The organism is Acinetobacter sp. UBA3461, assembly GCF_002381195.1.
In the GTDB taxonomy this organism is placed as follows: domain Bacteria; phylum Pseudomonadota; class Gammaproteobacteria; order Pseudomonadales; family Moraxellaceae; genus Acinetobacter; species Acinetobacter schindleri.
This window is the reverse complement of sequence record NZ_DFRO01000027.1, coordinates 384115-394779: the sequence shown is the minus strand read 5'-3', so window position 1 is coordinate 394779 and position 10665 is coordinate 384115. Positions and strand designations below refer to the sequence as shown.

11 protein-coding genes are annotated in these 10665 nt (G+C 40.3%); 4 read left to right on the top strand and 7 right to left on the bottom strand.

The window, feature by feature from the left end; genetic code table 11:
• Window positions 1-294: 294 nt before the first annotated feature.
• The 4 genes from B3D47_RS09310 to rnk form a co-directional block, all read right to left on the bottom strand.
• Window positions 295-1215, bottom strand: coding sequence for a hypothetical protein (locus B3D47_RS09310; protein WP_286861577.1), 921 nt, complete (start codon window positions 1213-1215; stop codon window positions 295-297).
• A gap of 40 nt (window positions 1216-1255) precedes the next feature.
• Complete coding sequence (locus B3D47_RS09305; RefSeq protein WP_180185576.1) at window positions 1256-2383, bottom strand: toxic anion resistance protein; 1128 nt, start codon at window positions 2381-2383, stop codon at window positions 1256-1258.
• Window positions 2384-2399: 16 nt separating this feature from the next.
• Window positions 2400-3191, bottom strand: a complete 792-nt coding sequence (locus B3D47_RS09300; protein WP_004892461.1) for a hypothetical protein — start codon at window positions 3189-3191, stop codon at window positions 2400-2402.
• 228 nt (window positions 3192-3419) lie between these two features.
• Entirely contained in the window at window positions 3420-3818 is a 399-nt protein-coding gene (gene rnk, locus B3D47_RS09295; RefSeq protein WP_004892459.1) for a nucleoside diphosphate kinase regulator, read from the bottom strand.
• A gap of 122 nt (window positions 3819-3940) precedes the next feature.
• Between rnk and B3D47_RS09290 the strand changes: the two genes are divergently transcribed.
• Window positions 3941-4489, top strand: coding sequence for a hypothetical protein (locus B3D47_RS09290; RefSeq protein ID WP_103801010.1), 549 nt, complete (start codon window positions 3941-3943; stop codon window positions 4487-4489).
• A gap of 136 nt (window positions 4490-4625) precedes the next feature.
• Here the strand turns inward: B3D47_RS09290 and glyA are convergent, their stop codons facing one another.
• Window positions 4626-5879 (bottom strand): serine hydroxymethyltransferase, encoded by a 1254-nt coding sequence (gene glyA / locus B3D47_RS09285; protein WP_004815326.1) that lies wholly within the window; start codon window positions 5877-5879, stop codon window positions 4626-4628.
• A gap of 154 nt (window positions 5880-6033) precedes the next feature.
• A complete protein-coding gene (locus B3D47_RS09280) occupies window positions 6034-7263 on the bottom strand; it encodes an alpha/beta hydrolase (protein ID WP_286861570.1) in 1230 nt (409 codons plus the stop codon).
• Window positions 7264-7608: 345 nt separating this feature from the next.
• Here B3D47_RS09280 and B3D47_RS09275 point away from each other — a divergent pair, with 345 nt between their 5' ends.
• From B3D47_RS09275 to B3D47_RS09265, 3 genes are all read left to right on the top strand, one after another.
• A complete protein-coding gene (locus B3D47_RS09275) occupies window positions 7609-8307 on the top strand; it encodes a 3'-5' exonuclease (RefSeq protein WP_286861567.1) in 699 nt (232 codons plus the stop codon).
• Between the two features lie 87 nt (window positions 8308-8394).
• Complete coding sequence (locus tag B3D47_RS09270) at window positions 8395-9048, top strand: hypothetical protein (protein ID WP_286861564.1); 654 nt, start codon at window positions 8395-8397, stop codon at window positions 9046-9048.
• Between the two features lie 206 nt (window positions 9049-9254).
• Window positions 9255-9605: a hypothetical protein gene (locus tag B3D47_RS09265; protein ID WP_286861561.1), complete on the top strand. Its 351-nt coding sequence runs from the start codon at window positions 9255-9257 to the stop codon at window positions 9603-9605.
• 470 nt (window positions 9606-10075) lie between these two features.
• On the opposite strand, the gene B3D47_RS09260 is transcribed toward B3D47_RS09265, so the two are convergent.
• Complete coding sequence (locus tag B3D47_RS09260) at window positions 10076-10300, bottom strand: hypothetical protein (RefSeq protein WP_004815310.1); 225 nt, start codon at window positions 10298-10300, stop codon at window positions 10076-10078.
• Window positions 10301-10665: the final 365 nt, after the last annotated feature.

The following is a 10665-nucleotide window of genomic DNA, read 5'->3' as shown; positions in this document are numbered from 1 at the left end:
CCTTCAAGGCGTTCTAAAAGGGTTTTTAATTGGGCTGCTGTATTTTGATCTAACATTGCTAACGTCTCCAAAGGAGTAATAATTTATTCGATGAAAGAATAATAAGATAAATCAAAATACAGGTAAAACAGTTTGTTTTTATACAAATGATCGTTTTTTTAGATTATTAAATAATTTTTATCATAATTTCAATACATTGGCATATGGCTATTTCATTAAACAACCATATTTTGTCTGCTCCCAACAAAGAGAAAGCAATAAAAAGAAAAGCTCCATGACTGGAGCTTTATTCGTTTAGTTCAAGCGTTGTTCAATCCGCAATGAACGTTTTTTAATGGCATTGGCCAATGCAAAGAAAATCAAACTCATCACTACAGATACGGCCAATATAATACTGATGACTACCTGAACAATATCGGTCAACTGATTGGCTTGTTGTACCTGGGTACTGACCGATTCAGCTGCCGGTGTCAGGGCCTTGCCGTATACCTGCTGTTGCATGGTCCACAGCTGCTCTGCCTTAAAACCATATTGATCAAACTGATTGTCGCTTTTCTCCGCCTCAATTAGTCGCAGTACATGCGGTCGGGCGGCTGATAAATCGGCTGGTTCATGCAATAAAGCGGTCTGGGCAAGCAAATAGGACTTCACCGGTGCTTTAATATCTTCCGAATCCACTAAATAACGGGCAATATCACTGTCATTGATATTGCTATCGTAATATACCGCCTTTTGATATGCATCATCATGATCACCATTCAGGTCGTGCTGCCAGTAGCTCAGTCCGCCCCAGATCAGGATAAAAGCAATCAACCAGCCCACAAATTTCATTACAAAGGACTGAAAGCGAACATAAAAATAACGGATTTTTTTCAGGAAGTGCACGACAAAGAATGCACCAATAAAAGAAGCAAACAATTTCAGAATCAGCCAGCCAAACCAGCTTAATAGACTAAAGAAATAGTCTGGGCTGTCACCAATACTGGCTAAATTGGCATCGACACTAACCGGTAGATGCAATTGCTGCACTTCGGTACTGAGTCCGAAAAACCCATAGACCAGTTCCTGATGCAGAAACAGGCCAATTAAGGATGCAATAGCGACGGTGGCCGTCGTGACACTAAGTAAGGTCAGGCGATTCTGACGCTTTTTCAGTGCAACGACACCCTGCTCAATCTCACGAGGATTTACAGCATACTCATCTAATGGTGGCAAACCTGACTCCTCTAATAAATCCGGGGACAGGTGCTCGATATTATTCCGACCTGTCCGTACTTGATTCAATGACCAGATAATTCAGATTATCCTGCAAGGCTTTTAAACGTGCTGTTGCTTCAGTACGTTTCTGCATGCCTTCTTTCTGAATCTGAATCACATCATTTACTGTATTAATAAGGGTATTTTGGACATGTTCAAGTGTTTCTATGTCAATGACTGAACGCTGGTTGGCACGAGCCGTGTCGACAGAGTTCTGATGTAGCAGGTCAGCATTGCGACGTAACAGCTCATTGGTCGCATCATCAATACTATTGGCAAGCTGGACACTATTCTTTTGTTCATGCAGGGAAATCGCCAGGCTGATCTGGTTCTTCCAAGCCGGTAAGGTAATGTTTTTAATCGCATAGAACTTGTCGACCAGCATCAGATTATTAGATTGAATAATGCGAATCATGGGCAAGGTCTGCATCGCGGATTGCTGCAATACCTGCAAATCACTGATACGTTTTTCCAGATTATTGGCCAGATGATTCAGGTCATAAATTTTCTGGGTAGTGGTCTGATCTTGTGGTAATGCTGTCAATGCAGCAATATCCTGCTGTAATTCATGTTCACGGATGCGCCCTGCAGCAATATGAATGCCCAGCTGCTTGTATTCATCCTGCACACCATCGAACATTTTATCTAAAGTCGATACACGTGCTTTCAAGCCAGATTGTGAAGTCTCAATTTCTTTGACCAGTACATCAATCTGTTCTTTGGTGGTATTAAAATGGGTATCAAAATTCTGTTTGGCACCTTTGAATTTATTAAGTAAATTACCCAAGAAACCTGAGGTTTTATTTTTGCTCAGAATACTGGAAGCATTCAGCTTCTGTGCCACCTGAACCACCTGATTCAGTTTCTGACCTGTTGTATCCAGATCCCGGTTTTGAACCAGATTGAGCAGTTCATCAGTATAGGTCGCAGTCTTGCTGGCAATATTCTTGCCGTATTCTGCAACAGCATTGTGACTCATTTCCTGCAATTCCTTGCGCACTGCCAGCACTTCCTGAAAATCCTCAGGCTGTAAACCCAGTTCTTTCAGGTCCATTTGCTGAAATTTCTGTTCAGCAATTTCATTGTCTTTTTTGACAGGCAGATTCACAGTATCAGGATTGGTCATAGTTCACCTTATCTTGTTATATTTTCGAGGGTTTCTCGAGCGATTTTCTTAACGTTTTAATTAGATTTTCCCGACTATTATCAAGTTTTTCCAGATCACTTGTCGAGTGTTTACTGTTGCTTTGTTTGACATGATATTGCCAGGCTGGAATCAATACCTGCTGTGCTTCCTTAAACCGGTCCAGCAGACTAAAGGAAAGCTGTTGGGACAGCTGCATCTGGGTAATGGCAATATCATTACTGGCTTGCAGGGTTTTTAAGGTATGGATTTTCTTAGATAAACGTTCTGAAAAATTATCCAGCGGATGCTGGTTTTTCACAAACTGTGGATATTCCTGCAGAAATTCTTCTGCAGCCAGAATATGTTTAGCCATCTGTTCACGTAAACCTGTGAGCTGTTGAAATCGTGACTGGGATTTCTGGATTTCAATCTGTAGTTTACGGCTGAGATGACTGGCCTGATCCAGCAAGCGATCCAGATTTTTATAATACTCAACCTGACTGGAGCCATAATCCAGATCAATTCCTAGCCATTTTTGCAAGGCATTAAACTTGCGCTGTTTCAGATATTTTCTAGAATCTGCCAGCGCCTGAATAATTTTTTCAATGGTCTGGCTGAGCTGTTGGGTCAGTTGCGGATCAACCCCATTTAACAGGACTGCCTGGGCCTGAATCAACTGATCGGCATAATGATTCAACCTGTACTGATCACTGAGCAAAGGGACAAGCTCATTACGCTTGATGCTTAAAATCTCACTCGGATCTGCTGCAATATCCTGGATCGGGATCAAAACATCTATCTGTGACATAGCCCTTTAAACTCAGTTGAACCGATTTTTATAGTACGTGGTTTCCTTCAACATAACATGTAGCATTTTGCAAAGGAAAGCCTTTAAGGCATAGAATTTTTTATATAAGTTAAAGATATTGTTGGATTTAAGCTTTAGTTATCTTAAAAAAATTACAAAATACTAAAGCCAAATTGAAAAGCCCCACTGATATGAGGCTTTTCAATTATGCAAGAGATCAGAACGACTTTATAAATAGTCCCCTTCACGTTCTGGCTGATACAGTACCTTTTCTATTTTGACTTTCATCATTTCACCGTCTGGCTGCGGCCATTCAATTGTTTCCCCCTCCGCCAGCCCAAGGATCGCGGCACCGACAGGCGCTACAATATTCAGCTGTCCCGGCTCACCTTTGAACTCATGCGGATAGACCAGCGTAATTTCTTTGGTCTGGTTAGCAATTGTGACCAAGGCGCGTGCATGCATGGTAACGATATTGGCAGGAATATCTTGAGGTTTAACTACCTCTGCCCGTGCCAGTTCATCCTCTAGCTGCTGCATGGTTGGAGTCAGCTTGGGTTGATTTTCAAGCATAGTCTCCAGACGGTTCAGATCCTGTTCCGACAAAATAAGCTTGGTTTTTTGCATGCACTCTCTCCTGATCGAGCATTTCAATGAATCTTCGTAAACAGATTAAAATTAAATTCTTGATTTAAAAAATATTTGCAATATATTTAAAACTAAAATAACGAAATAAAAAGAAGAATAAGATGGCATTTGCACAATCTACTTCAACATACAGTAGCACGGATTTCATGCAAGGTCTGCGTGCTCAGCTGCATCATCCGGATTCGGAACGTACCTTTTATGTCAGTCAGGCATTAAAGACCATTAACTTTGATAATAGTCCAGAAAGCCTGCTTCGTCTTGATCAATTTTTTCAGGCATTTAAGAAGCATTTAGGAATTTTGACAGCTGACTTTAACAAGACCATTCAAAAGCTGAATACTGTGCTCTTGATCACCAGCCAGATCGGTTATTTTATCAGTTCTGAATTGAACTGTACTGAACATTGGCTAAGCCTTGAAGAACTCCAGATGGTGGCGTTAATACCAGGTACCGAGTTTGCCAATTCACAATGTTACTATGGCTTGGAGCTTCATGGGCAGATCGTATTTCCGATTGATTATGTTTTGAAGCATTTTTCAAGTATGGAAATGAAGACCAGTATCAGTGCAGATATTCAGAGCTTTATTTTTAATTATCGACATCCGCAAGCCATAGATCAATACGATTACTCTACTGTATTCCGAATTTAAAGCATAAGCTGTAAAAGCAGATTTTTTGAGCTTGTTGATCGCGATTGATTATTAAGTAAACAAGCTATTTAGTTGATTGAAATAAAAAATAAAAAAAGCCCCCAGATCGGGAGCTTTTTTTCTGCTTCAAGTACAATTATTTAGCATATACAGGGAATTTTGCACATACAGCTGCAACTTTTTCTTTAACCGCAGCGATCACAGCTTCTTCGCCTTTACTGTCCAGGATGTCAGCGATCCAGCCAGCAAGTTCACGTACTTCAGCTTCGCCAAAACCACGAGTGGTTACTGCAGGTGTACCAATACGGATACCAGAAGTGACGAATGGAGAACGTGGATCGTTTGGTACAGAGTTTTTGTTCACAGTGATGTGAGCAGCACCTAACCAAGCATCAGCATCTTTACCAGTAATGTCTTGTTTGATTAGAGATAACAAGAACAAGTGGTTCTTTGTACCGCCAGAAACAACGTCATAACCGCGTTCAATCAGAACTTCAGCCATTGCTTGCGCATTCTTCACAACTTGTTGCTGGTAAGCTTTGTATTCAGGTGCCATTGCTTCTTTGAAGCAGATCGCTTTAGCAGCAACCGCGTGAACCAGAGGACCACCTTGGTTACCTGGGAATACAGCTGATTGAAGTTTTTTCTCGATTTCTTCGTTTGCTTTCGCAAGGATCAAACCTGAACGTGGACCACGAAGTGTTTTGTGAGTCGTTGTCGTTGTTACGTCAGCAATTTGAACTGGGCTTGGATAAACGCCAGCAGCAACCAGACCAGCCACGTGAGCCATATCTACAAACAGGTAAGCGCCTACTTTGTCCGCGATTTCACGGAAACGTTGCCAATCTACAATTTGGCTGTACGCAGAGAAACCAGCCACGATCATACGTGGTTTATGTTCAACTGCCAGACGTTCAACTTCTTCGTAATCAATCTCACCAGTTTCCGGGTTTAGACCGTATTGAATTGCGTTATAAGTTTTACCAGAGAAGCTTACTTTCGCACCGTGAGTCAAGTGACCACCGTGAGCCAGGCTCATACCCAATACTGTATCGCCTGGGTTAAGAAGCGCTAGGTAAACTGCAGAGTTTGCCTGAGAACCAGCATGTGGCTGAACGTTAGCGTAATCAGCACCAAATAATTCTTTAGCACGGTCAATTGCCAATTGTTCAATGACATCTACATATTCACAACCGCCATAGTAGCGTTTGCCTGGGTAGCCTTCTGCATATTTGTTAGTGAGTTTTGATCCTTGAGCTTCCATTACTGCTGGTGAGCAATAGTTTTCAGAAGCGATCAACTCGATGTGCGCTTCTTGGCGAGCATCTTCGTTAGAGATTGCTTGAGCGATTTCTGGATCAAATTCAGCAATAGAGATATTGGCAAACATTAGCGAGGTCCTATTAAATTAGGGCTTTTAAGCCGTGCTAAGATTGGCGCGTATTGTAGCATGAACTTTGCTATTTTCGACTAGGAACTTTATTCAGTTTGCAATAAAAATAGCTCATGCTTAAAAAAACATGAGCTATATAGATAAAAATAAGTTATTGAATTGGCATTAGAGATTTTACATCTTCAATAATATTAGGAATATTCGATTTATAGACACTGCTGTGATCCCATGAATTGTTCGTAATATATCCTAATGAGGTTTGTTTCTGATTTGCTGATCTAACTAAAACATCTGTTGCAGCTTTTGGAACAGTCTTATCTGCCCCTCCCTGATAAATAATTACTGGTGTAGTCACTTTTACCTGTAAAGGCTGAGAATCTTTTTCGAGGAAGGTTTTGACCACTGGGATACTCATAAAATTAGCTTGAGTACGCGGGTATCCTTCTAAGGTTTTTTTATCGTTAAAATAAATTCCCATTTCGTTACCGAATTTTCCGCCCAATACTTCATAACAATCTGATTCAGCATTCTTAGCAATGTCGTCCGTTGGATTTTGAAATACTTGGCTATATTGCAGATTCGGGTTCGGATTACGCAATCCAGCTACAATCAGTGCAGTAAAAGTATCTAAAGAGGCTAAAGTTTCAATTTTTTTATTCAGATTTGTTTCCTGTCCAGCTTGAGCCTCACCACCTGCCAAAATCAAACTAAAATTAGAAGCAGGTGCTAAAGCTACCGTACCTTTATAAGTCATTTGAGATGCACGTGCTGCATATTGAGCAGCACCTAAAGCCGCTTGACCACCTTGAGAATGTCCGACAGCCATCCATTGATTAGAAGCTTCCAATCCTAAATATTTTTTTGCAGCTACCACTGCGTCAGTAATTGAATAGGCTTCACTCTTAAGATTAAGGAAAGGATGAAGTTCTGTGCCACTCGGCTCTCCTAAGCCTTCATAATCAGGTGCAACGACCATGTATCCAGCTTGAAGGAATCTGGCAATCATATCTTTGATATCAGGATTTAGTTCATTGCGACTTGGTGCACACTGATCAGCCACACCGGTCGTACCATGTGCCCATGCAACTATCGGCCAACCTTTCGCAGGAGGTGTTCCTTTTGGAGTAAAAACCAGTGCCGTTGCCTGGGTTTCGTTATTATTGATACCTAACATCTTATAAGTCATAACCACACTTTCATCGGCAACAGCAGTCAGGTCCGTTTCGGTATAAGCCACAGGCGTTGCTACAACCGGATTGGCAATATTATTTACCGGAATAGCGGGTTTGGACTCATAATCACCATCATCATCGCTATCATTACACGCAGTTAAAGCTACGCTTAGGGCGAGTAGAGAACCAGTCAATACATGACGTTTCATCGATCTTATCCTTGTCTTAATTATTGTCTCTTATGATTTTTATAGTTTTATCAAATGATAAAACTAGAGATTAATTTCCCAAGTTATTGTATTAATGGCAAGAGATTATTTTGTTATTTATCTAACAAATACAGCCCAAGTTTCGATTGATTTCGGCATAATAAACTTAAGCTCTGGAAATAATTACAGAAACTACAAAAACCTTTATTTATAAGTTCAGTTTAAAAATATTCTGTATCAGTCAAAAAGCCTTCAATTAAAAGTAAAAATCAGGCATTCCAATTGTCAGTAGTGAAATAATAATGTTAGATTTTAATCCTCACCTTTTTCAGGCAAATTTTCGTCATGCAGGCCATCATTCTCGACACTGAAACCCATACACTAAACGGTCAGCCGATTGAAATTGCGTATGCGCCTGTGGACATTCTGGACCATAAAATCAGCCTGGATAAAAGCCGACTGTTTGATCAGCTCTATAGCTGTGATGAACCAATTTCTTTTGCAGCCATGGCTGTGCATCATATTCTGGAATCAGATCTGGAAGGACAGCCACATTACAGCAGTTTCGAACTTCCACAGGAAACTACTTATATCATTGGTCATAATATTGATTATGATATTCGTGCCTTAGAAAAATGCGGTGTAAATTCATCTAATATTAAAGCGATTTGTACGCTCGCTTTGGCTCGTCGCGTATGGCCAGATGCTGAGGCCCACAATATCTCTGCCCTGATTTATATGATCACCCGTGGCAGTGACCGTGCCCGTGAAATGATCCGTAAAGCGCATCGTGCTGATATGGATATTATTCTGACTGCGAATATCCTGATGCATATTGTGCATCACCTGAAAATCAGCAGTATTGAAGAACTATATGAAGCTTCTGAAGATGCGCGTATTCCACGTACCATCAATTTTGGTAAGCATCGTGGCACTGCGATTGCTGAACTGCCTGCTGACTATGTGCAATGGCTGCTTCGTCAGGAGGATCTCGATCCTTATCTGCGTAAGGCTTTAGAAAATATTGCAATTACAAAACTTTAATTTTAAGTAAATTTAACAGCCTCTTCATATTAGTGTAATTTTCTCATATTAGCATCTACTTGAACTCTGTATATAAGGCATTCAGGTATGATGCGCTATTCAAAAACTGCAAAGGGTCTACATGTTCTTCAACATCGCAATGTCGAGCTTAATGCACGTCAAAGACGTCTTTTGGTTTTAATTGGCACTGAGGATTTTGATTTACTCACACCTCAGTTTAAAGCGCGTATTGCACCACATGATTTGCTGCAACAATTGTGTGATATAGGATTAATTGAAATACAAGAGTTAGAGACTTCAAATGCAGCAGTCGGTACAGAGTCAGCACAGACTTCAGCGCCTGCTAATAACTCAGTAAAAGCCTCATTTCCACACTTTCCTGAATCAAATATTCAGACTTCAATCACTCGTCCTGCCCCATCTGCCGATCTTGAAGCGCCGATTACCACGACATTAGTTGCCACGACCCACGTGCCTAACGTACCTGCTGACATTACCTATATAACACTCAACCAAGAACAAATACGCAGCTTGATGCTGGACAGTTTAAAAAAATACTGTGGCTTATTGGCCAAACAACACATTCAAAATATTGCTCAGGCACCAGATATCAATGCCTTAAAAGTCTGTCAGGTGCAATGGTTGACACTTCTCCAGGAAAGCCGCATGCCTTCACAAGAGTTAAACCAACTGTTCAAGCAAATTAGCCATGCTGTATCCATGCTGCGTGCTCAGGCTTAAGACTCTCCGTAGATTCAGTCTTTTTAAGTCTAGTTTAAGTTTAAAGATGAATAAATCCGGCGAAAAAATTTTTCTATTTAATTGAAAAATATAATTTTAATTCGTACAAAAGTAGTTGTATTCATTTACTTTCGACTATAGATGCATAGCTATATTAAGGATTTAAAGCCATATAGAATGTATTATTTTTTATTCTTCCCACGCTTATGCAACACTATCTTGAATTCGATGCTTTTGATAATCCCATGCAACTGAGCAAGGTGGGAAACTGGGTCATTACTTTTGTCAGTGCTGCAGATGAACTAGAACATATTCAGTTGGCGATCACGTATGTTTTGCCTCGCCAGATCAGTGATGCGCTGCAACCACGTCGCATACTGATTGAGAAAACTGCCGATGAACATCAATGGCTGATTCAGACGATTGAATGCTTTGACAGCCAGACCAATCAGGAAGTACAAATTGCAGCTGCAGATGCATTGGGACAACAAACGCTTCAGCAGATTCTGGAAGAATTTGCTCGTTATGATGTCAATGTCACTCTAAAAAGTTTTTAAGTTTAAGCTCGTTGACAAGTTATTAACTCAATGCTTGAACTATCTACTATTCAGGCATTGAGTTAAAAATCGCGTTAAGCTAAGTGCATAATAATAGATAAGAATAGAATCTAAATTATGCGATATGCTCATCAACATAACACTCAAGCCCTCGTCCTATTTCAGCTTCACCAAAATATAGAAGAATGCCTGAATGCTTTTAATTTGAAGTCTCAAAGTCGCCAGCTCAGGCTTCAACCCGATCCTCTGTCTCAAGAATATATCCTTATACAAAAACATGACTTAGGACAGGTATGCCAACAAATCCGTATAAACCGTAGCGAAGTATCCGATCCTCATCCCTTAGTTCGTTATCATCTGCTGGCATTTATTTTTAATCAGTTAATCTGAAATAATAGGATTAAAAAAATAGCCCATCCTTAGATGAGCTATAGCTTCTATATTGCCAGGCTTAACTAAAAAATAGTTTCCTATTTTGGTTCCATAACACGATAAATACAGTCTGTTTGCTCACTGGCAAATAGCAATTCAATCGTTGGCCGGATAATTTCATCGTCCACCACAATGTATTCAACTTGCTGTTCTAAACGTTGGGAAGGATCTCTATGCTGGGCACCGGCGCGCAATAATGCTTTTACATCAAGGATTTTTCCATACTGGTTTTTGACTTGCACATCAATCATCTCTTTTGTCATTGCGGTGCCCTCCTTTTAATTTGGATTTATTAATTCTCATCTTCTAAATTCTTATAACATATTTATTTAAAAGGCTTTCAAACGAATATGTAAGATTTTTTAGCAGGATATTATTCCGGCATAAGATGAATTGCAAAACCAAATGAATAGTTTGTTGCTACTCGCTTTAATCGCACAGGCAAAACTAAAAACCAGACATTAAAAAGCCCGCATCGCTGCGGGCTCTGTGTTGGATGGCTAGTGCTAGATTTATTGCCTGAATCGAAATTCGAGCTCAACTAACTGTCATTGATCCGTCCAACTTATTGGTAGCGTCGCATGGTTTTTTGACCTACCGTAAGCTTAATATAGGCTGCACTTCATGG

Bases quoted from the DNA above. Each gene is read 5' to 3' on its own strand.
- B3D47_RS09305 (WP_180185576.1), bottom strand. From the start codon at position 2,383: ATGACCAATCCTGATACTGTGAATCTGCCTGTCAAAAAAGACAATGAA.
- B3D47_RS09300 (WP_004892461.1), bottom strand. From the start codon at position 3,191: ATGTCACAGATAGATGTTTTGATCCCGATCCAGGATATTGCAGCAGAT.
- rnk (WP_004892459.1), bottom strand. From the start codon at position 3,818: ATGCAAAAAACCAAGCTTATTTTGTCGGAACAGGATCTGAACCGTCTG.
- B3D47_RS09290 (WP_103801010.1), top strand. From the start codon at position 3,941: ATGGCATTTGCACAATCTACTTCAACATACAGTAGCACGGATTTCATG.
- glyA (WP_004815326.1), bottom strand. From the start codon at position 5,879: ATGTTTGCCAATATCTCTATTGCTGAATTTGATCCAGAAATCGCTCAA.
- B3D47_RS09280 (WP_286861570.1), bottom strand. From the start codon at position 7,263: ATGAAACGTCATGTATTGACTGGTTCTCTACTCGCCCTAAGCGTAGCT.
- B3D47_RS09275 (WP_286861567.1), top strand. From the start codon at position 7,609: ATGCAGGCCATCATTCTCGACACTGAAACCCATACACTAAACGGTCAG.
- B3D47_RS09270 (WP_286861564.1), top strand. From the start codon at position 8,395: ATGATGCGCTATTCAAAAACTGCAAAGGGTCTACATGTTCTTCAACAT.
- B3D47_RS09265 (WP_286861561.1), top strand. From the start codon at position 9,255: ATGCAACACTATCTTGAATTCGATGCTTTTGATAATCCCATGCAACTG.
- B3D47_RS09260 (WP_004815310.1), bottom strand. From the start codon at position 10,300: ATGACAAAAGAGATGATTGATGTGCAAGTCAAAAACCAGTATGGAAAA.